The organism is Bacillus sp. N1(2025), assembly GCF_053470005.1.
Map to the genome: position 1 here is coordinate 421,549 of NZ_JBLTJB010000002.1, position 19,956 is coordinate 441,504.

The following is a 19,956-nucleotide window of genomic DNA, read 5'->3' on the forward strand; positions in this document are numbered from 1 at the left end:
TAAAGATGAGCTGTTACCACACTGTTACATTAGAACTTCCGCTGCTTTTATATCCTTCTGTCGCTAAGACTTGGTAAGCCCAATTACTGCCCAGATTCATTCCATGGCTCTTCCATGCGTTAACATGATTGCTGAAAGTGATTGCAGCGTTGCTTCCGGTTGGTCTCTTCGACTGGCGAACACTCCAGTACTGCGTAAACGTAGTGTTATCGCCATCAATGGAAGGTGCGTTATAACGTGTCGTTGTATATATGTCATATGTACCTCCATCACTCTTTACAGTACCTTTATACGTTCCGGTAGGTCTGTAAGTACCCCATGAATCCACCACATAATATTCGATGAGAGGTGCTCTCGTCCAGCCATATAAAGTCAAATATCCATTGCCATTCGGCGCCCAGACTCCGGCATTATAGTTTATTGTTCTAAATGGCGAGCCTGTAGTCCAGCCTTTACCAACAACGAAATTTCCGGTATTAGACCAATTAACACTGTAATTCCCGCCAGATCCATTGACTGCGTTGACTGTTCCGCCCCCATCAGTCCAATTTTGCCAGTAATCTGTGCCGGCTGCAGAGGCGGTTGCCGAAAACATGCTGATACTCATGAAAGCTGCCGTTAATCCAACTAAGAATTTCTTTTTAAACTTAAACATATGTTACCTCCTATACTATTTTTTCTGACTTTGACATGAGGCAGCACTCGTAAATATTTAACGAACGCCAACGCTTTTGATCGTTCCTTTCAATATAATAGCATGAATACATGAGTGAATATTAAGAACAATTGTAATTTAATTACAAAGACCCAAAAAATGTATTATAAGTGGTCTTGTTCCGCCATGGCTTTTATCCTTATTTTGCAGAATCACAATTCTTGCTTCTAAACCTGATCAGGAACAGTCGAACAATTGAGTGATTTCAGTTGAAACTCTGAGGAAAAGTTTTATTTGAAAAAACTTTTTTGAGCTGAAGCCGGAATGTCCGAAAAAATATCTGCAGACAGCGTTATTGGAAAATCCAAAGCAGAAAAACTTTCCCGTTACCGAAGAAGCGGAATAAGAAAAAATCCCGGGCGGATGCGCCGGGATTTTCCTTTTTAATATGTATTGGCATCAATATTATTAAACACGCCGTCCACGATGCCGAGCGTCATGAGGACAATGAAGAGAACAATACCGAGAACGGACAAGCCGATCGTCACAATCAGATAGATCCCCTGCATTTTCACGAACTTTGCATAATTCTCCAGCATATGTTCCTCTGTCAGTTCATTGAACTGCTCCGCCATCTGTCCCGCTTCATTTGCCGAGCGCATCAGAAAAATGCCGGCAATGATCTGCAAAACGCCGGGAATGGCTCCGATTAAAAAGAAAAACGCGCCCGACAGCGCCGCAAACGCACCCACGATAATAAATAAAATACCTGTCGCTTTTCCCCATTTCGAAATAGAAATAAGCGAACGATTCACTGATTCAGGTTTCAAACTATGGCACTCCTTTACAAAAAAATACTCACTTTTCATTTATACACTATTCGGTCATTCTTTTGAATATAAAATGTGTTTTTTCGTGCCGTGTCCGTTTTTATATCAGAAAATTCCCGAGAAACACCCCGGGAATTACAAAATCGGCGACAGAAGTCTTGAAATCGATTCTTTAATGCGGATCCGCAGCGAACGCTCCTGATATTCTTCATACGTATATTTTCTGGAGACGAGCAGATCTTCTTTAAATGAGGAAATGAGTTTTTTCGCGATGGTGACGTCATAAATAAAGGCGTTGACTTCAAAATTAAGTCTGAAGCTTCTGACGTCGATATTCGCCGTACCGACGGAAGCCGTCTCATCATCGACGACAATCGTTTTTGCATGAATAAAGCCGTTATCGTAAATGTAGACTGAGGCTCCGGCTTTTAAAAGATCGCCGATGTAAGATAAAGTCGCCCAGTAAACGAAAGCGTGATCCGGCTTGTTCGGAATCATGATTTTGACGTCGATGCCTGACAGACAGGCGATCCTGAGGGCATCTAAAAGACTTGAGTCAGGAATAAAGTAAGGCGTCTGAATCAGGATCGACCGTTTGGCCGTTGAGATCATCTTGATATAGCCGTTTTTAATTTGTTCCCATTCTGAGTCCGGTCCGCTCGTGACAATCTGCATCCCGACATTGCCCTTCGGCTCGCATTCCGGAAAATGATTCGGAACGTATGTGAGCGTATGATGATGGGAGGCTTGGTTCCAATCGAGGATAAACCGTGTCTGAATGGCGTGTACCGCCGTGCCTTGAAGCCTGAGGTGCGTATCGCGCCAGTAGCCGAATTTCGGATTCAGGCCGAGATACTCATCTCCGACGTTAAAGCCGCCGACATAGCCGGTTTCGCCGTCAATGATGACGAGCTTGCGGTGATTCCGATAATTGAGCCGCAAATTAATCGGACGAAGCCTGGAAGGAAAAAAGACTTCCACATGGCCGCCGGCGTCCCGCAGCGGTTTGAAGAATTTTTTTCTGAGTGATCTTGAACCGAGTTCATCATATAACACTCTGACTTTTACGCCTTCGCGTGCTTTTTTCACTAAGGCATCGCGCAATTTTTTTCCCAGTTCATCACCTTTATAAATATAGTATTGAAGGTGAATGTGATCTTTTGCGTTGGAAATGTCCTTCATTAAGCGTTTGAACTTATCGCGCCCGTCCGTCAAAATCTCCACCGAATTATCCTCTGTAAAGACTGCGTGGTTGTTCATGACAAGCATATAGATGAGGTCTTTATTATCCACAGTCGCTCTGTTGTTAAATTGGAATTGCCTCGACTTCAGATCTTTCAGCTGAGACTTCAGCAGCTTTTCAATCCCGATTTTTTTACGGTCCTCCCATTGAAACAGATGCTTGCGTCTCAGGTTATGGCCGAATAACAGGTATAAAATAAACCCTAAAATGGGAATAAAAAAAAGAACCAAAAGCCAAGCCCATGAAGCGCTGGCATCGCGTCTTTCTTTGAAAATCATGATGACGGCCAAAAGTATATTTAAAACGAAAAAAAATCCGAATAAAATAAATGAAATGCTCACTTTGCAACCCCGCTATATCATATTTATCAAGACTGTGCCCATTAGTATTCCGACAAGTGCAGCAATCTGATTCCCATTTCAAATTATAACATTGACATTTTGAAAGAATAAAGAGCCGGAATCAAAGATGAATGCAGTTTTCTTTCAAAGAAAGTTCCGGGTGCGGTAAAATATGCATATATGAAAAAGAAGACAAAAATGACAGCAAAGGGGAGAGGGCATGAAGCTGGAGCATGCGGAACAATTGCCGGGATTCATAAAAAAAGAAATTCAGAAAATACAAATCGCCATTGCGCCGCTGATGAAAAAAAGCATCATTTACCGTTTTCTTGCTTTCCCGCTCGCCGCTTTTAGTCTGTTTCATCTGGCATCGCTTTTGATTCAGGCCCCTTCCGGGAGAGGAGCTCTCGTGTCGGCCGGCATTTTTGCCCTCCTTGCGGCCTTGGGTCTTGCGTTGTTTAAGGAAGCCGGCTATCAGCGGAAACAGGTGCAAAAAACGATCCGCCTTTATATGCTGAACAGAATCAGAAAAAGCGATATTCTGTCCGAGGAACGGAAAAACGCCTATACCCGGCTGATTGCCGAGGAGCCGTCTGCGATGAAGAGCTTTATTGAATTTTTAACGGAAGAAGACCGGAAAAAAGAAATGCTTTATTAAAAAAGAGCTGACGCGCGATCAGCTCTTTTTGTCATTCAAACACAGGGTCGTTCTCATAGTAATATGAATCAGGCGTGTCATACGTATCAGTGCTGTGATAAGCGATAATTCCGATGACAGCGAAAATGACGACTAAAATAAAAGCGAGAATGCCCAATACCACACTGGAAGCCGCGTAAAAAAACTGCATTTTGATAAATGACGTGTAATGTGCAAGCATATTTTCTTCCGCGTTTTCTTCTAGTCCTTCCTGAAGGGCGGCCGCCGCTTTTGCCGAGCGCATCAGCATGACGCCGGAAATGATGAGCAGGACCCCCGGAATGGCTCCAAGCAGCGTCACAATGGCTGACAGAGCGGAAAGAGAGCCCGTGATGATCAGAAACACGGCGGTGATCTTTCCCCATTTGGCGATGTCGGCAAGGGAACGGGCTTTTTTATTGAGCGGCTGGTTTTCGTCTTTGTCTTTATCGATGGTGATCATGACAGTTCTCTCCCTAAAATGTTCAAGTCATATCGTTTTCCGTCCATTTCGGCGATACCCGGGAATACGCCCCATTCGGTAAAACCGAATTTTTCAAACAGCTTAATGCTCGGCACATTATGTCCGAAGATAAAAGCCATCAGGCTGCGGATGCCGATTGCCGGAGCGAGTGCCAGGGCTTCTTTCAGCAGAAAGCTTCCTGCTCCTTTGCCGCGGCAATCCTGATGCAGATAGATGCTGATCTCCGCCGTTTTGTCATAGGCCGGACGGCCGTAAAACGTTTCAAAGCTGATCCAGGCCGCCACTTTGCCGGTTTCATCTTCCGCGACCATCAGCGGGCGCCGGTCCGTGTGCCGCAGAAACCAATCCATCCGGTCTGCGGGCGTTACTTCTTCCGTATCAGCCGTTACCATTCGTGAGGCAATCGTCGAGTTGTAAATGGCCACCACCGCATCTAAATCCTCCAATACGGCTTTGCGCAGGGTCAAATTCATATTCCGGGATCTCCCTTCACATTTCATTACATAAATAAGTGCAATCTGCACATACTATTTCCAAAAAAGTTTTTTATGGATGTGTATATATTTTCAGAAAAGTGTTCAGAATGTTGCTGAGGTGATGAACAAATGAGAGAGGAAGAAAAGAAAACTTCTCAAGTCAAAAAACTTCAGCGGTTTTTTCGCAAACGCTGGATATTCCCTGCAATCTACTTAGTCAGTGCGGCCGTCATTTTAACAGCTGTCCTTTGGTATCAATCCGTTTCGAATGATGTGAAGGACAATCTGACGAACAACGGCGGAAACTCCGCGTATGACAGCGGCAAAGACGATGCCGTCGAAGTAGGCAAGTCAATGGAAAACGTCGCAATGCCGGCTGCTCATTCTGAAAATGTTTCTGTTGTGAAAAAGTTTTATGAAACTGATGCCGCAAAAAAAGAGAAAGAAGCAGCACTTGTTAACTATAATAACACGTACAGCCTCAGTAAAGGAATTGACTTAGCTGAGAAAGACGGAAAATCATTTGATGTTTCTGCTTCTCTGAGCGGTACGGTTGTTAAAGCTGCTAAAGACCCGGTACTGGGGTATGTGGTTGAAATTGAACACTCAGACGGCCTGTCTACTGTCTATCAGTCTTTATCTGAAGTCAGCGTGGATCAGGGCGACAAAGTAAAGCAGAACCAGGTCATCGGTAAATCCGGAAAAAACCTTTACAGTGAAGAAAGCGGAAATCACGTGCACTTTGAAATCCGCAAGGACGGCGTAGCGATGAACCCGCTCAATTTTATGGACAAGCCGGTAACATCTATTGAAAAAGCGGCGGCTGAAGAGAAAAACGCTTTGACAGAAGAAACGGAAGGGTCAATTCAGCAGTCTTCCGAGAAAAAAGATGTGACGCCTAAAAAAGAAACCGAAGAAAAACCGGGTGACAAAGAGGACGGCACAAAAGACAAGACAGATGGTAAAGATGACGGCTCAATGAAAGATTCGGGCAAGTAATCTTGATCCCAAAGCGCCTATCAGCTCTGATAGGCGCTTTTCATATTGCCGCATGTGCCTTTATACTAGTAGAAAACGAAGGAGATGCTGAATGAATAAATGTCTGGCGGCCGGGTGGCTCGTCTTTGTTTTCGTTTCTGCTTTGACTGAAAGCTTTCACGATATGGTTGTGTCGCAGACGGTGTCCTTCCGTTTCACGCCCCATCCGGATGTGTCCGGTTTCTTTGTGTTCGATATGGCGGAGCTCGCAATACCGGAAGCGGCGATTCAAAAGCTCGGGCACGCGTTTTCATTTTTTGTGCTCGCCTATTTGTTTTTCAGAGAGAGCAGGCGCATGAAGAGGGCGGTGCTGTATGCATTGGCCGCCGCTTTCCTGACAGAAATCGTCCAGCTCTTTTTCGGCAGAAACGGATGCCTCCGCGATGTGCTGATTGACAGTCTCGGCATTGCCGCATTCTGTGCTTTACAAAGGAAAAAGCATACAGCCAAACATACAAAAACCGGCAGTCTGTGACAGACGCCGGCTTTTTTTATATATTATGGTTTGTCGATTTGTTTTTATGAACGATACTTTCATAGATTCGCACGATCAGATCGACAATCGGACGAAGCACATTTGAAAATCTGAACAGCAGGAATCCGACAATGAGGGAAACGATAATGCTTCCGAGCACATCGATCGGATAGTGGTGGCCGACCCAAATTCTTGAGAAGCCGGTCAAAAGGCCGAAAATCACAAGCGGCCAGCCGAGTTTTTTGTTGCGGAACAGAATCGCAATTGAAATCGCCAAAGCGCCTGTCGTATGGTCACTCGGAAATGAAGCATCCGCGGCATGAGGGATCAGTGTATGAACCGTATGCTCGACAAAGGGGCGCGGCTCGATATAGATCTTCGTGATGAGGTAGTTGACGATAAGCGCCGCAACACCCGTGAAGCCCGCGTACAGGGCGTTTTGTCTGCCTTTTGTGCTTCCGAACAGCCACATGGCAAGCAGGAAAAGGGCGTAGGCGTAAATGGCGTATTCCGTTATAAATACCATGATAGAGTCGAGAATGGCGCTATGGTGCGACAAACCATTGATCGCTTTAAACAGTTCGTAATTCACAAATATCACCTTTTATCTTTATTTTATATGAACAGTGTAATGCTTTTTTCTATGAGACACAATTGGTATTAAAAATAATCATAAAAAAGTAAACAGAATGAAACGTGACTGTATTACTGTGCGTCAAGTATGCGGGAAAAGAATAGCCGAAGGAGTTTTGTCCGTTGCTGAAACGTTTGAAAAACGCCGATCTGCCGCTTGTGTTTGTCATTATGCTGCTTTGCGGATTCGGCTTGTTAATGGTGTACAGCGCCAGTGATGTGATGGGGTCTCAGCGGTACGGAGATCCATCCTATTTCTTCCATAAACAAAGCACCTCTTTACTGATCGGATTATGCTTATTTCTATTTGCCGCCTGTCTGCCGTATAAGCGGTATGCGCGGCTTGTACCGCTGTTTGTGGTCGGTTCGCTGGTATTGCTGCTGCTCGTATTGATACCGGGAATCGGGCTGGAGCGGAATTTTTCCCGCAGGTGGCTGGGAGCGGGCCCGCTTGTTGTACAGCCGTCTGAATTGGCGAAGATCGCCATGATTTTGTATTTCGCTTCGATTTATACGAAAAAGCAGCCGTACATTCATCAATTTGTGAAAGGGGTTCTGCCGCCTTTAGTGATTTTGGGGACCGCTTTTCTGCTGACATTGGCGGAGCCTGATTTAGGGACGGCTTCCTTAATCCTGGCGGCGTGCGGGTCGATTTTATTATGTGCCGGTTTGAAAAAGCGCCATCTGTTCGTGCTCGGCGCGACGGCGGTGTCCGGGGTTGTTTATCTCGCATTTTCCGCTTCCTATCGTGTGAAGCGCCTCGTTTCCTTTACCAATCCGTTTGGTGATGCGAACGGGGACGGTTATCAGCTGATTCAATCCTATTTTGCTATTTCCGGAGGCGGGTTTTTCGGAAGAGGGCTTGGAAACAGTGTTGAAAAAATGAACTATCTGCCTGAGGCGCATACCGATTTCATTATGGCCGTGATCAGCGAAGAGCTGGGGATATTCGGTGTTCTGATCGTTTTGGGATTATATTTTGCGTTAATGCTTCTCGGCGTAAAAACGGCCGTGCGGGCTGATGACCCGTTCGGGAAGCTTCTTGCCATCGGAATTACGTTTCAATTAATGTTTCAGGTTGTATTGAATTTGGGAGCGATGAGCGGACTTCTCCCGGTTACGGGTGTGCCGCTTCCGTTTATCAGCTACGGCGGTTCTTCATTGATTATGACGCTGTTTTTGTGCGGCATACTGGTCAATATCAGTACATATGCGAAAAAACAACCCGTACGGCATAAGCGGCCTGTCTCGCATGAAAAAAAGGTTTCTTCTTTTTAATGGAGTCCGAAAAAAAAACGCCCGGGACATTTCTGTTTCCGGGCGTCTGTCTGTTTATAAAGCTTCTGGTCCTTCTTCTCCGGTGCGGATATTAATCGTGTTTCCGATTTCATAGACGAATATTTTGCCGTCGCCGGGCTCTCCCGTTTTCAGCACTTTTTTCGCCGTTTCCACCACTTGATCAACGGGGACCTTGCTGACAACGATTTCCACTTTCAGCCGTTCATATACATTGCTTTCAATTTTGACTCCGCGGTACAGTTCGGTGTGGGCTTTTTGAAGGCCGCAGCCGTGTACGTTGGAGAAGGTCAGCGATGTGACTCCGATTTTACCGAGTTCCTGTTTCAATGTTTCAAACTTAGCCGGACGCGTAACGATTTCTACCTTGAACATTTGACCGCTCATCTAAGCCACTCCTCACTTTATAAGTCCTGATATGCTTTTTCCCCGTGCATCGTTAAATCAAGCCCGAGTGACTCTTCTTCTTCACTGGCGCGCAGGGGAATGAACAGACCTACAATTTTAATGATAACGAAAGTGACAATAAATACAAATACATAGGTCGCCGCAATGGCCGCAATCTGCTTCCAGAGCAGTCCCGGATCGCCGTAAAACAGCCCGTTTGCCCCGCCGTCATTGACGGAAGTGGTGGCGAATAAACCGGTCGCAATGCCGCCCCATGTCCCGCCGATCCCATGCAGCCCGAAAGCGTCAAGCGCATCATCATAACCGAAAGTCTTTTTGAGCCAATAAACGCCCCAAAAGCAGACAAGTCCGCCGATGAAACCGATTACGATGGAAGAGAACGGCGTAACGAACCCGGCAGCCGGCGTAATGGCGACAAGCCCGGCAATAGCGCCTGATACAGCACCCAGCATGGTCGGTTTTTTGTTCAGCATCCATTCGATTAAAATCCAGCCGATAATTCCGGCTGCAGCCGCGGTGTTTGTGTTAATGAAAGCAAACATCGCGATACTGTCAAGCGTCAGGGCGCTGCCGACATTGAAGCCGAACCATCCGAACCAGATGAGCGCTCCGCCCAAGAACGTGTAAATTAAGTTGTGAGGGGAAGCCGCCGTGCCGTCTTTGCGTTTCCCGAGCACAATCGCCAGCACAAGCCCGGCGACCCCGGAAGAAATGTGGACGACGTTTCCGCCTGCGAAGTCAAGAGCGCCCATTTGGCCGATCCAGCCGCCGCCCCATACCCAGTGCGCAACGGGGGTATATACGAGGGAAGCCCACAAAAAGGAAAATACAAGAAAAGCACTGAATCTCATGCGTTCAGCAAATGCTCCGGAAATAATGGCCGTTGTCAGTACGGCAAACGTCATTTGGAACATCATGAACAAGGAATGCGGGATCGTATCACTGTAACTTCCGGGTTCAAAGCCGACCCCCTTCAGCCCCGCCCATTCAATCCCGCCAAGCCATGTATTGCCGGGGGCAAAAGCGAGTGAATATCCGTACAAAACCCAAACGACGGATACGATGGTGAGAGAAGAAAAACTATGCATCGCCGTGCTGAGCACGTTTTTGCTTTTTACCATTCCGCCGTAAAACAAAGCCAGCCCGGGGGTCATCAGCCACACGAGTAAAGCGCAAAAGAACATAAATACTGTATCGCCCATCTGCATGTTGTATTCCTCCGTCTCATTCAGAATGTAATTGTGATTAATTCATTATTATAGAGAAAAAAGAACGATAAAACATTTTCGTGTAAGGTTATCTAACATGGTTTTTTGCGTTCATAATGTTGCTTTTTCAAATGGGTGTCGTGCGACTTTATATCCATAAAAATAGCGCCGGAGCATGGCGGAAGAAATCCTGTCCGGGAAAGAGTAAAATAAACGGGGTGAGAAACACTAACTGCATCAGGAGGAATCATTATGACAACATCATTAAATCTGCAATTTGAAAAAACGGCTTTGGTCCTTATTGATTTACAAAAAGGCATTGTGCCGATTGATAAAAGCGGTACCGTTGTGCCGAACGCGAAAAAATTAATTGATGTGTTCCGGGAAAAAGGCGGATTTATCAGCTTTGTGAACGTGGATTTTCATGACGGAGCGGATGCGCTGAAGCCGCTGACGGATGAAGAGGCGGCGGGCCATTCGGCTCCGCCGGCGGATTGGGCTGAATTTGTGCCTGACATCGGAGTGAAAGAAAACGATTATACGGTAACAAAACGGCAGTGGGGCGCGTTTTTCGGCACGGACCTGGATCTTCAGCTCAGAAGACGGGGAATCGACACGATCGTGTTATGCGGGATTGCGACAAACATCGGTGTGGAAAGCACGGCGCGGGAAGCTTTTCAGCTCGGGTATCAGCAAGTTTTCGTAACTGACGCGATGGCGACATTCAGCGATGAACAGCACGAAGCGACACTCAAGTTTATCTTCCCGAAAATCGGCAGAAGCCGGACGACGGAAGAATTTATCGCACAGACAAAATGACAATCTCCAAAAAAAGCCGCGTCCTGTTCTTGACAGCCGTGGCTTCGGGGACGATGCTGAACCCATTGAACTCGTCGATGATTTCTCTTGCGCTTCACAGTATTCAGCATGAATTTCACCTGTCGTTTACAACGGTGTCCTGGCTGATATCGTCCTTTTATCTGGCCAGCGCGGTGGCGCAGCCTGTTACCGGGAAGCTCGGTGATATGCTCGGCAGGAAGAAGCTGTTTTTGATCGGGCTTCTGCTTGTTGCCGTCTCAGCGGTCGGCGCGCCGTTTGCGCCGACTTTTATGACTTTGCTGGTCATGCGGCTTTTTCAATCGATCGGAAGCAGCGCGATATATCCGTCCGGCGTCGGATTGATCCGTTCAAATATACGGGAGAAGCAGGCTTCGGCGCTGGCCGTCCTGTCAATCTTTGCATCAGCCATGACGGCGCTCGGTCCGACTCTCGGCGGTTTTCTGATCGTTTGGGGAGGGTGGCCGGCAATCTTTTTCGTCAATCTGCCGTTTATCATTCTCAGCTTTTTTCTCGGAATGTATATGTTTCCGAAAGATGAAAAACGCGAGATCGGCGGCTTGAAAGGTGTGCTCCGCCAGCTTGATACGATCGGGATACTCCTGTTTGCCGGGGCGATTATCCTTCTCCTGTCGTTTTTATTGTCCTTCAGTACGAAGCCTCACTATACAGAAGGCGTATTTGGGCTTTTGTTTGTCGGGCTGTTTATCTGGCGCGAGCTGAAAACAGAGAAACCGTTTATTGATGTCAGGCTGTTTAAAACGCATCGGAAACTATCGTCGGTGTATATTCAATTTATTTTGCTGAATATATTCTTTTACTGCATCTTTTTCGGGCTTCCGAGCTATTTTCAGGATGAAATGCATTTGTCCGTTCAGACAAGCGGGTTGATTATGCTGTTTATGTCGGGCATGAGTATTCTGGTGTCGCCTCTGACCGGAAAATGGATAGATAAGAAAGGGCTTCTTCAGCCGATTGTTGCCGGAACCTGCCTGACCGCGATCGGAGCGGTGCTGTTAACGTTTTTCTTTCTTCAGGCGCCCATGATAGGAAAAGGGCTGATCCTGTCCGTGCTGGGTGTCGGCTACGGCTTCGGAAATGTCACGTTTCAGGCGGCCATGCTGACAACGAGCCCCGCCGACATGGTCGGAACAACGTCCGGCCTGTTTCAGACCTGCCGGTATCTCGGTTCGATTTTGTCTTCTGTCATTTTGGGCATTCTTTTCGGAAAAGAAATTACCGCCGGCCATTTTCATATGCTTGGGACGATTCTTATCGTTGTCGGCGCTGTAAGCCTTTTGATGGCGTTCCGGTTTTCGGTTCTCCTCAAAAAAGCCTCTTAACAGGCGCAACAAAAAGAGACGGGCTCTCCCCGTCTCTTTTTTTGTGTAATGTGCTCAAAAATCAAAACGATTATTGTCGACAGCGACCAATGTTATTTACGGAATTTTCAGTTATATTTTTTCACATGTGATGTAAGGAAAACGCACATGCGGGAGGGAGAAAATGAAAAAAACAACGAGTGATCGGCTAAGCAACAAAGATTTACTGCCTTTAGAAGACGGCGAACGGACATGGAAAGCGGTGAATTTTGCATCCATCTGGATGGGTTGTATTCATAATATCCCGACCTACGCGACTGTGGGCGGGCTCATTGCGATCGGTCTTTCTCCGTGGCAGGTGCTCGCCATTATCGTGACGGCGTCACTCATTTTGTTCGCCGCTTTGGCCTTGAACGGCCATGCCGGAACGAAATACGGACTGCCTTTTCCGGTCATTATCAGGGCTTCTTACGGAATATACGGCGCTAACATTCCGGCGCTTCTCAGGGCGTTTACAGCCATCATGTGGCTCGGAATTCAAACATTTGCCGGGAGCACGGCTTTACACATTCTGCTTTTGAACATATGGCCGGGCTGGGGGAGCCTCGGCGGAGATTGGAATATATTCGGGCTTCATCTGCCGGGCTTTCTGTCGTTCATTTTCTTTTGGGGCATTCATTTGCTTGTGCTGCGGCACGGCATGGAATCAATCAAAAAATTTGAAGTGTGGGCGGGCCCGCTTGTTTATCTCGTCTTCGGCGGCATGGTCTGGTGGGCGATAGATATTGCCGGCGGGCTCGGACCGATTTACTCACAGCCGGGAAAGTTCCATACATTTTCTGAAACGTTTTGGCCGTTTGCCGCCGGAGTGACGGGCATTATCGGAATATGGGCGACGCTGATTCTGAATATCCCTGACTTCACCCGGTTCGCCGCGTCGCAAAAAGAGCAGATTCGCGGCCAGTTTTACGGCCTGCCGGGAACGTTTGCGCTGTTTGCGTTTGCAAGCATCACGGTGACATCCGGATCACAAGTAGCATTCGGAGAACCGATTTGGGATGTGGTGGAGATTTTGGCCCGGTTTGATAATCCTTTTGTTATCGCTCTTTCGGTCATCACACTTTGCATCGCCGCCGTCTCGGTTAACGTGGCGGCAAACATCGTGTCACCGGCCTATGACTTGGCGAATGTCCTGCCGAAGTATATTACATTCAGGAGGGGTGGGTATTTGACCGCCGTTTTGGCTCTGTTCACAATACCGTGGAAGCTGATGGAGAGCGCCACGAATGTTTATGCGTTTCTCGGGCTCATCGGCGGGATGCTCGGACCGGTGGCCGGGGTGATGATGGCTGATTATTTTATCATCAGAAAAAGGCGGCTCTCAGTTGAAGACCTTTATTCGGAAACCGGACAGTACACTTATTACAAAGGCTATAATTACCGGGCCTTTGCCGCGACCTTTCTCGGCGCGTTTATTTCTTTAATCGGGATGTACGTCCCGGCGTTCGCCGGCATCTATGATATCTCCTGGTTTGCGGGTGTCATTTTGTCATGTCTCGGTTATACGGCGCTTATGTATATTCATCCTCCTTATGTAAAAGCGGCAAGACGAATCGCGCGGGAAAGAGCGGCCGAATAAAAAAAGCCGGGGCTGCCCCCGGCTTTTTGTCATATCAGTCTGCGATTGAAACGTTTCCGTCCGCTTCAAGCGGCGTTCTTTTTTTCTGGCTCCAGCCATACAGGAGTAAAGCAATCAGGACGAACAGCCCCGCTGCCAGATAAATCGAATGGAATCCGGCCGAAGCGACAAAGAGGCCGAATACATAGGATCCGCCGGCAATCCCGCTGTCAAAGAAAGTGAAGAAGGTAGCCGTCGCAAAGCCTGAACGGTGTCCGGGCGAGTTCTGAATCGCCAGCGTCTGCATACACGGTACGATAGAGCCGTATCCGAGACCGATTACGGCACCGGACAAGAGAAGCATGAGGGCGCTGTTTGTCATCGCCAGCATGCAAAGCCCCGCGGAGAACACGATAATCGACGGATAGATGACGATTCCCGGCCCCACTCTGTCAAACAGCTTTCCTGTGAAAGGACGGGCGGCCATCATCGTCACTGCGAAACAGACGAAGAAATAGCCGCTGACATCCAACAGGTGGATCGTCTTTGCATAAACGGATAAATATGAAGTCACACTTGAATAACAGAAAGAAATGGACAACCCGACAATCGCGATTTTAAGCGCGCCTTTTTCAAACATGTCGGAGAAAGAAAAACGGAAGACAGTCGTTCCGCTGTTGTTTTGATCCGGCACACGAATCATAAAAGCAATCAGCAAGCCTAAAGAAACAAATACGGCAAAAACCGTAAAGAAAACCGGGAACGAAATGACTTTCACAAGACTCAGTCCGAGAAAAGGACCGATCGCCATGGCAAGGTTCATAGACATCGCAAAATAACCGAGCCCCTCGCCGCGCCGCTTGGCAGGAATAATGTCAGCGGCAATTGCGCCCGTGACCGTCGTTAAAATGCTGAACCAGATGCCTTGGAAAAAACGCAGTCCGAGCAGCAGATAGAAATTGTGTAGCGGCAAATACAGATAAGAAGACAGGGCGAACAGCGCCAAGGATACAATCGTCATTCTTTTCTTGCCGAACCGTTCAATAATCGCCCCTGAAAAAGGACGGGTGATAATAGCAGATAACAGGAACAGGCTGATCAAAAGCCCTCCTTGCGATTCACTGCCGCCAAGCTCCTGAATCATATAGATAGGCAGCACGGCCAAAAATGTATAAAAGAACACAAAGACAAATAAATTCACGAGTACGACCATAATAAAATCTTTGGTCCAGATCGAGTCAGATTTACTCAAAAGTACAGCACTTCCCTTTCTTTTCTATTTCGTTAAAAACACATTCAGAAACTCAGAAAAAGCTTCCTTATCTCCATCTTGGAAATCCGCAAGCATGTCTTCCTCGAACTTCAGCATCTCTTGATTGATGCTGTCGTATTTCAATTCAGCTTCCTTCGTCAGGACGACGAGCTTTTCCCGCTTGTCTTCTCCCTGTTCCCGCTGAATCCAGCCGTTTTCTTCAAGGCGTTTGATTGTTCTGGTAACGGTCGGCGCCTCTACGTTCAGATAGGACCAGATTTCTTTTTGGGTCATCGGTCCGATCGTTTTTAAGCAATATAGGATTGACCATTGAGAGGAGTACAGGCCGAATGGTTCCAGCCGTTCATTGGCTTTCTTCGTAATCAGGCGGGCGCATTGATTGATTTGGTGAATGAGGCGTCTGTTGACGTGGATCATTTCCGTTCTCCTTTTCAAAAAACTTACCTAAGTAACTAATTGTGCTGTTTCATTCTACAGCAGGATCGCGCGGATGTAAACCCCCCGATCAAAAAGCAGAAAATTATGACCCGCCCCTTGTCCTTATTGAGTTTTTAGCATATTCCCAATTCATTGCTAATACACTGTTACAAACCTATCAAAGAGAGTGTTTGAGGTGAGGGATCGTGGGCATATTTCTAAAACCTTCTTATATAATCGGACAACGAAGAAGCTGCATCATCAGTGAATCTGTTACAGAATACGGATCTCATTTCACACTTCTCACATCCAACTGGGGAGGTCGAGTGGTGTGCACGATTACATCAAAGAGCGAACAATCAAGATTGGTAAGTATATCGTGGAGACGAAAAAAACCGTTCGTGTCATTGCGAAAGAGTTTGGTGTTTCCAAAAGTACCGTACACAAAGATCTGACAGAGCGCCTGCCTGAAATCAATCCTGACTTGGCGAATGAAGTAAAAGAAATACTCGATTATCATAAATCCATCAGACATTTAAGAGGGGGAGAGGCGACGAAATTAAAGTACAAGAAGGATGAAATTCTTGAAGGGGAGCCCGTTCAGCAGCCGTAGCGCCTGACGTCTGCCGGGCCCTTTTTTCTCCTCCCGGGCGGTTTCGCGAATATCCGCAAAATTTTGTCAAGAACTTATATCGTTCAGCAGCTTTTTTTTGATAAATTATGATAATATATATAATTAGGGCACAATGTGGATATTTTACTGTGAAACAGATATCAAGGAGGATATAAATAGATGTTTGCAAGGGATATTGGAATTGACCTCGGTACTGCAAATGTACTGATCCATGTAAAAGGAAAAGGAATTGTTCTGAATGAGCCTTCCGTTGTGGCACTTGATAAAAACAGCGGCAAAGTGCTGGCTGTCGGTGAAGAAGCCAGACGAATGGTTGGACGTACACCTGGGAATATTGTTGCGATCCGTCCGCTGAAAGACGGCGTAATCGCAGACTTCGAAGTAACAGAAGCCATGCTGAAACATTTCATTAATAAGCTGAATGTAAAAGGACTTTTCTCAAAACCGCGCATGCTGATCTGCTGCCCGACGAATATTACATCCGTTGAGCAAAAAGCGATTAAAGAAGCAGCTGAAAAAAGCGGCGGAAAGCATGTGTACCTTGAAGAAGAACCAAAAGTTGCCGCTATCGGCGCGGGTATGGAAATCTTCCAGCCGAGCGGTAACATGGTTGTTGACATCGGAGGCGGTACGACAGATATCGCAGTTATTTCTATGGGCGATATTGTCACCTCCTCTTCTATTAAGATGGCTGGGGACAAGTTTGACATGGAAATCTTAAATTATATCAAACGCGAGTATAAGCTGCTGATCGGTGAACGTACCGCTGAAGATATTAAGGTGAAGGTCGCAACGGTTTTCCCAGACGCACGTCATGAAGAAATCACCATCCGCGGCCGTGACATGGTTTCCGGTCTGCCGAGAACGATTACAGTAAACAGCAAAGAAGTAGAAGAAGCCCTTCGTGAATCAGTTGCCGTCATTGTGCAGGCCGCCAAGCAGGTTCTTGAAAGAACACCGCCTGAATTGTCCGCTGACATCATTGACCGCGGCGTTATCATTACCGGCGGGGGAGCGCTGTTAAACGGGCTTGACCAGCTTCTTGCCGAAGAGCTGAGGGTGCCTGTTCTTGTCGCTGAGAACCCGATGGATTGTGTTGCGGTCGGAACCGGCGTCATGCTGGATAACATGGACAAGCTTCCAAAACGCAAACTGAGCTGATGATAAAACCTCATTCTGAAAAAGAATGGGGTTTTTTTCTGCCAAACCCTTCACGAACGGGAATGTAAATCCGATAATAAGAAAAAATGCTGATTTTCATTATAGAACAAATGTTCCGGTGAGGCAACTGGAAATAATGCTATTTCAGAGGTGGAAGACTTGTTAAAAGGATTATATACCGCAACGTCCGCAATGATTACACAGCAGAGAAGAACGGAAATGCTGTCAAATAACATCGCAAACGCGAATACATCAGGGTACAAAGAGGATCAAGGTTCAATCCGCGCCTTTCCCGAGATGCTTCTGAGCCGAATAGAAGGCGATAAAAAAACGAAAATCGGCTCCGTCAACACAGGCGTATACATGCAGGAGCTGAAACCGTTGTTTACGCAGGGAAGCCTGAAAACGACCGATCAGCCGACGGATATCGCGCTGATGGAGAATCAGGTTCCCAAGAATGCCGAAACGAATGAAAACGCCGAGCTGTTTTATCCCGTGCAGACCGCGGGCGGCGTCCGCTATTCAAAAAGCAGCACTTTCTCATTAAATGAAAACAATCAGCTTACGATAAACGGAAACCTTGTGTTATCAACAAACGGACAGCCGATTACAGTCGACAATGAAAAATTCACCGTATCAGAAAACGGAACGGTCACGACAAACGGCCGGCCGGCGGGGCAGATTGATATCAGAATGGAAGAAGACGTGCGCAATCTGAAACGGGACGGCAATGACCTATACAGCACGGCCGACGGCTCTGAACTGCCGAGCGCGGCGGCGAATCCCCAAGTCTCGTATTCATTAAAGCAAGGCGTCTCGGAGCTTTCGAACGTGGACGTGACGAGCACGTATACAGAAATGACGGAAGCATACAGATCATTTGAAGCCAATCAGAAAGTCATTCAGGCTTACGATAAAAGCATGGATAAAGCCGCAAATGAAATCGGCAAAGTGTAACAAAATGGGGGACGTTCAATTATGATGCTCAGATCAATGCTGACGGCTTCAACAGCCTTAAATCAGCTTCAGCAGCAGATGGATACAGTCAGCAGCAACCTTTCAAACAGTGATACGACAGGCTATAAAGCGAGGGACTCCCGCTTTTCCGAGCTGATCAGACAGCAGTATGACCATATAGATGACAAAAAGGAAAATTCGCCGGACATGCGGAAAACGCCGCCCGGCCTGCGTCTCGGCGCCGGAACGGTCATGACTCCGCAGCTGGACTCAGGGCAGGGAAGCATCAAAAAAACCGACCGTGACCTTGATATCGCGTTCACATCACCTTATCAATATCTTCAGGCAGAAGCGGACGGACGGCGGGTGTATACAAGGGACGGCTCACTTTCCCTCAAGCCGGCAGGCGGAAATGACCGGCTGCTTCAGCTGATGACAGCGGGAGGCAATCCCATTCTCGATGAGAACGGTCAGCCCATACAAATTGACAGTTCGCTGACTCAGCTGAAAATCAGCAAAACCGGAACGCTGACTGCTTCAGACCAGGCGGGAACCCGTTCGCAGACGTTTAATCTCGGCATCGTCAATGTCAATAATCCTCAGGCGCTTCATGCGGAAGGGGATAATCTGTTTTCCGTAAACGGCGCGGGGGCTTCAGCGATTGAAGAGCTTACCGGCGCAAACCGGCAGGCAATCGGCATGGAGCAGGGCGCGCTTGAAAGTTCAAATGTCGATATGTCAAAAGAAATGACCGACTTAATCGTGTCTCAGCGTTCCTATCAGCTGAACAGCCGCACGATTACATTGGGAGACCAAATGCTGGGCTTAATCAACTCAGTCAGATAAAAGAAGGGGCGTTTTGATCAGCCGCGCATGATAAAAAATGCGGCTTTCTCAAAATCGCCCTTTTTTTTGTAGTAATCAGTAATATCCTGAAGCAGCACTTCCAAATCCACCCACGCTTCAATTTTCTGCAGCTCCAGCACAAGCTTCTGCAATCGGTCGTACGGGTCCTCCTGAGCGGTGTACAGTATGTTGAGCGCGGTCAGCTTCAATTTCATAATCTTGTTCTGCACTTTGTCAGATATGTATAAACCTTTCTGCAGCACGGTTTTTCCTTCGGCGGCAGATCCGGTTTTAAAAAGTGCTCTGACCGCTTCGTACACACAATGAAGGTAGGAAACGGGAGACTCTTTCTCGAAACGCTGATTGCCCAATACCTTTTTGTAAAAAGGGAGGGCCTCTTTATCTTTTTTCTGGGCGGTCTTTAAAAAACCAAAATTATAATAGGCGTGGCACAGCAGGTTATTGTCATTGATCCGGTCCGTTATCTTTATGGATTCATTAAAGAGCTGTTCTGCGTCTTCATAGCGTGCCTCGTCTATATAATTCACGGCGAGAAGCAGCCGGCAGCTGAGCGTTTTTTTGATGTAGCCGGCTTCATCTTGATAGATTTCCAGCGCTTTATTGACATATTGAATGGAGAGCGCAGGCGACTTCATCATGTAATATGCACCCGCTGTTTTATAATAAAATTCAGCGGCTTCGAAACGGTCCTGAATGGCCGGCAGGTACTGTTCAGCTTCTTTAAAGCGGCAGACAGCACGGTTCGGAGCGCCATTCACCATATGGAATAACCCTTTGAAAAAATAGAAATAATAAGTTAATTCATGATCCATCTCATCTTTGCGCCGCTTCAGCTCGCAGAACAGCTTATTCAGACCGTCTTTTTTCTCAAACAGCAGCTGAAACCGTGCGAAAAACAGCTGATATCTGAGTTTGAGCTTTGTATTCTTTTGTAATTTGGGGAGATGCTGATTGATTTGTTCGTGAAGGGAACGGGCTAGATCGAATTGGCGTTTTCCCATGGCGTCATACCACTCATTCAGCATCACCCGCGTACGTTTTTCAGTAAACTTAGCAATCATCTTCCAACCTCTTTGCATAGGGTAAAAATCTTTATTTATCATAACA

Annotated in this window: 22 protein-coding genes; 11 read left to right on the forward strand and 11 right to left on the reverse strand. The window is 47.0% G+C overall.

Annotated features, from left to right (window positions below; translation table 11 throughout):
• Nucleotides 1-13 precede the first annotated feature (13 nt).
• The 3 genes from xynA to cls form a co-directional block, all read right to left on the reverse strand.
• On the reverse strand, nt 14-655 hold the full coding sequence (gene xynA / locus ACNFN4_RS07020; RefSeq protein ID WP_007407578.1) for an endo-1,4-beta-xylanase XynA: 642 nt from the start codon (nt 653-655) through the stop codon (nt 14-16).
• A 443-nt stretch (nt 656-1,098) separates the two neighbouring features.
• Nucleotides 1,099-1,485: a DUF5362 family protein gene (locus ACNFN4_RS07025; protein WP_064115301.1), complete on the reverse strand. Its 387-nt coding sequence runs from the start codon at nt 1,483-1,485 to the stop codon at nt 1,099-1,101.
• 135 nt (nt 1,486-1,620) lie between these two features.
• Nucleotides 1,621-3,069 (reverse strand): cardiolipin synthase, encoded by a 1,449-nt coding sequence (gene cls, locus ACNFN4_RS07030; RefSeq protein WP_007407575.1) that lies wholly within the window; start codon nt 3,067-3,069, stop codon nt 1,621-1,623.
• Nucleotides 3,070-3,289: 220 nt separating this feature from the next.
• Here cls and ACNFN4_RS07035 point away from each other — a divergent pair, with 220 nt between their 5' ends.
• On the forward strand, nt 3,290-3,727 hold the full coding sequence (locus ACNFN4_RS07035; RefSeq protein WP_061861616.1) for a DUF5392 family protein: 438 nt from the start codon (nt 3,290-3,292) through the stop codon (nt 3,725-3,727).
• Between the two features lie 31 nt (nt 3,728-3,758).
• Here the strand turns inward: ACNFN4_RS07035 and ACNFN4_RS07040 are convergent, their stop codons facing one another.
• Both ACNFN4_RS07040 and ACNFN4_RS07045 read right to left on the reverse strand, forming a co-directional pair.
• On the reverse strand, nt 3,759-4,208 hold the full coding sequence (locus ACNFN4_RS07040) for a DUF5362 family protein (RefSeq protein WP_448200076.1): 450 nt from the start codon (nt 4,206-4,208) through the stop codon (nt 3,759-3,761).
• Nucleotides 4,205-4,696: a GNAT family N-acetyltransferase gene (locus ACNFN4_RS07045; protein WP_087920810.1), complete on the reverse strand. Its 492-nt coding sequence runs from the start codon at nt 4,694-4,696 to the stop codon at nt 4,205-4,207. The genes ACNFN4_RS07040 and ACNFN4_RS07045 overlap by 4 nt, the downstream gene beginning before the upstream one ends.
• Nucleotides 4,697-4,834: 138 nt before the next feature.
• Here ACNFN4_RS07045 and ACNFN4_RS07050 point away from each other — a divergent pair, with 138 nt between their 5' ends.
• Both ACNFN4_RS07050 and ACNFN4_RS07055 read left to right on the forward strand, forming a co-directional pair.
• Nucleotides 4,835-5,704, forward strand: a complete 870-nt coding sequence (locus tag ACNFN4_RS07050) for a M23 family metallopeptidase (protein ID WP_014419084.1) — start codon at nt 4,835-4,837, stop codon at nt 5,702-5,704.
• A 91-nt stretch (nt 5,705-5,795) separates the two neighbouring features.
• A complete protein-coding gene (locus ACNFN4_RS07055) occupies nt 5,796-6,218 on the forward strand; it encodes a VanZ family protein (protein WP_014419083.1) in 423 nt (140 codons plus the stop codon).
• 16 nt (nt 6,219-6,234) lie between these two features.
• Here the strand turns inward: ACNFN4_RS07055 and ACNFN4_RS07060 are convergent, their stop codons facing one another.
• The gene (locus ACNFN4_RS07060; protein WP_017418754.1) at nt 6,235-6,810 is read right to left on the reverse strand and encodes an undecaprenyl-diphosphatase; all 576 of its coding nucleotides are present in this window, start codon (nt 6,808-6,810) and stop codon (nt 6,235-6,237) included.
• 164 nt (nt 6,811-6,974) lie between these two features.
• Here ACNFN4_RS07060 and ftsW point away from each other — a divergent pair, with 164 nt between their 5' ends.
• Nucleotides 6,975-8,129: a putative lipid II flippase FtsW gene (gene ftsW / locus ACNFN4_RS07065; protein ID WP_448200077.1), complete on the forward strand. Its 1,155-nt coding sequence runs from the start codon at nt 6,975-6,977 to the stop codon at nt 8,127-8,129.
• Nucleotides 8,130-8,183: 54 nt separating this feature from the next.
• Here ftsW and ACNFN4_RS07070 read toward each other — a convergent pair whose 3' ends face one another.
• Nucleotides 8,184-8,534 (reverse strand): P-II family nitrogen regulator, encoded by a 351-nt coding sequence (locus ACNFN4_RS07070; RefSeq protein WP_014419080.1) that lies wholly within the window; start codon nt 8,532-8,534, stop codon nt 8,184-8,186.
• Between the two features lie 17 nt (nt 8,535-8,551).
• Nucleotides 8,552-9,763 (reverse strand): ammonium transporter, encoded by a 1,212-nt coding sequence (locus ACNFN4_RS07075; protein ID WP_448200078.1) that lies wholly within the window; start codon nt 9,761-9,763, stop codon nt 8,552-8,554.
• Between the two features lie 252 nt (nt 9,764-10,015).
• Here ACNFN4_RS07075 and ACNFN4_RS07080 point away from each other — a divergent pair, with 252 nt between their 5' ends.
• The 3 genes from ACNFN4_RS07080 (at nt 10,016) to ACNFN4_RS07090 (ending at nt 13,561) form a co-directional block, all read left to right on the forward strand.
• Nucleotides 10,016-10,582, forward strand: a complete 567-nt coding sequence (locus ACNFN4_RS07080; protein ID WP_012118644.1) for an isochorismatase family protein — start codon at nt 10,016-10,018, stop codon at nt 10,580-10,582.
• Entirely contained in the window at nt 10,579-11,943 is a 1,365-nt protein-coding gene (locus tag ACNFN4_RS07085; RefSeq protein WP_020956461.1) for an MFS transporter, read from the forward strand. Before ACNFN4_RS07080 ends, ACNFN4_RS07085 begins: the two co-directional genes overlap by 4 nt.
• Before the next feature lie 163 nt (nt 11,944-12,106).
• Nucleotides 12,107-13,561, forward strand: coding sequence for an NCS1 family nucleobase:cation symporter-1 (locus tag ACNFN4_RS07090; protein ID WP_448200079.1), 1,455 nt, complete (start codon nt 12,107-12,109; stop codon nt 13,559-13,561).
• 34 nt (nt 13,562-13,595) lie between these two features.
• Here the strand turns inward: ACNFN4_RS07090 and ACNFN4_RS07095 are convergent, their stop codons facing one another.
• A complete protein-coding gene (locus ACNFN4_RS07095) occupies nt 13,596-14,792 on the reverse strand; it encodes an MFS transporter (protein ID WP_020956459.1) in 1,197 nt (398 codons plus the stop codon).
• A gap of 24 nt (nt 14,793-14,816) precedes the next feature.
• Nucleotides 14,817-15,230, reverse strand: coding sequence for a MarR family winged helix-turn-helix transcriptional regulator (locus tag ACNFN4_RS07100; RefSeq protein ID WP_007407562.1), 414 nt, complete (start codon nt 15,228-15,230; stop codon nt 14,817-14,819).
• Nucleotides 15,231-15,561: 331 nt separating this feature from the next.
• Between ACNFN4_RS07100 and spoIIID the strand changes: the two genes are divergently transcribed.
• The 4 genes from spoIIID to ACNFN4_RS07120 all read left to right on the forward strand — a co-directional run bounded on the left by spoIIID (nt 15,562) and on the right by ACNFN4_RS07120 (nt 18,828).
• Nucleotides 15,562-15,843 (forward strand): sporulation transcriptional regulator SpoIIID, encoded by a 282-nt coding sequence (gene spoIIID / locus ACNFN4_RS07105; RefSeq protein ID WP_003151236.1) that lies wholly within the window; start codon nt 15,562-15,564, stop codon nt 15,841-15,843.
• Between the two features lie 180 nt (nt 15,844-16,023).
• Nucleotides 16,024-17,025 (forward strand): cell shape-determining protein Mbl, encoded by a 1,002-nt coding sequence (gene mbl, locus ACNFN4_RS07110; RefSeq protein WP_003151237.1) that lies wholly within the window; start codon nt 16,024-16,026, stop codon nt 17,023-17,025.
• Between the two features lie 159 nt (nt 17,026-17,184).
• On the forward strand, nt 17,185-17,982 hold the full coding sequence (locus ACNFN4_RS07115; protein ID WP_007614310.1) for a flagellar hook-basal body protein: 798 nt from the start codon (nt 17,185-17,187) through the stop codon (nt 17,980-17,982).
• Nucleotides 17,983-18,006: 24 nt separating this feature from the next.
• A complete protein-coding gene (locus ACNFN4_RS07120; protein ID WP_014419076.1) occupies nt 18,007-18,828 on the forward strand; it encodes a flagellar hook-basal body protein in 822 nt (273 codons plus the stop codon).
• Between the two features lie 17 nt (nt 18,829-18,845).
• Here the strand turns inward: ACNFN4_RS07120 and ACNFN4_RS07125 are convergent, their stop codons facing one another.
• Nucleotides 18,846-19,910, reverse strand: a complete 1,065-nt coding sequence (locus ACNFN4_RS07125) for a response regulator aspartate phosphatase (protein WP_014419075.1) — start codon at nt 19,908-19,910, stop codon at nt 18,846-18,848.
• Nucleotides 19,911-19,956: the final 46 nt, after the last annotated feature.

Excerpts from the sequence above, each read along its gene's own strand:
- xynA (WP_007407578.1), bottom strand. The coding sequence starts at position 655 with ATGTTTAAGTTTAAAAAGAAATTCTTAGTTGGATTAACGGCAGCTTTC.
- ACNFN4_RS07035 (WP_061861616.1), top strand. The coding sequence starts at position 3,290 with ATGAAGCTGGAGCATGCGGAACAATTGCCGGGATTCATAAAAAAAGAA.
- ACNFN4_RS07040 (WP_448200076.1), bottom strand. The coding sequence starts at position 4,208 with ATGATCACCATCGATAAAGACAAAGACGAAAACCAGCCGCTCAATAAA.
- ACNFN4_RS07050 (WP_014419084.1), top strand. The coding sequence starts at position 4,835 with ATGAGAGAGGAAGAAAAGAAAACTTCTCAAGTCAAAAAACTTCAGCGG.
- ACNFN4_RS07055 (WP_014419083.1), top strand. The coding sequence starts at position 5,796 with ATGAATAAATGTCTGGCGGCCGGGTGGCTCGTCTTTGTTTTCGTTTCT.
- ACNFN4_RS07070 (WP_014419080.1), bottom strand. The coding sequence starts at position 8,534 with ATGAGCGGTCAAATGTTCAAGGTAGAAATCGTTACGCGTCCGGCTAAG.
- ACNFN4_RS07075 (WP_448200078.1), bottom strand. The coding sequence starts at position 9,763 with ATGCAGATGGGCGATACAGTATTTATGTTCTTTTGCGCTTTACTCGTG.
- ACNFN4_RS07080 (WP_012118644.1), top strand. The coding sequence starts at position 10,016 with ATGACAACATCATTAAATCTGCAATTTGAAAAAACGGCTTTGGTCCTT.
- ACNFN4_RS07085 (WP_020956461.1), top strand. The coding sequence starts at position 10,579 with ATGACAATCTCCAAAAAAAGCCGCGTCCTGTTCTTGACAGCCGTGGCT.
- ACNFN4_RS07090 (WP_448200079.1), top strand. The coding sequence starts at position 12,107 with ATGAAAAAAACAACGAGTGATCGGCTAAGCAACAAAGATTTACTGCCT.
- ACNFN4_RS07100 (WP_007407562.1), bottom strand. The coding sequence starts at position 15,230 with ATGATCCACGTCAACAGACGCCTCATTCACCAAATCAATCAATGCGCC.
- mbl (WP_003151237.1), top strand. The coding sequence starts at position 16,024 with ATGTTTGCAAGGGATATTGGAATTGACCTCGGTACTGCAAATGTACTG.
- ACNFN4_RS07120 (WP_014419076.1), top strand. The coding sequence starts at position 18,007 with ATGCTCAGATCAATGCTGACGGCTTCAACAGCCTTAAATCAGCTTCAG.
- ACNFN4_RS07125 (WP_014419075.1), bottom strand. The coding sequence starts at position 19,910 with ATGATTGCTAAGTTTACTGAAAAACGTACGCGGGTGATGCTGAATGAG.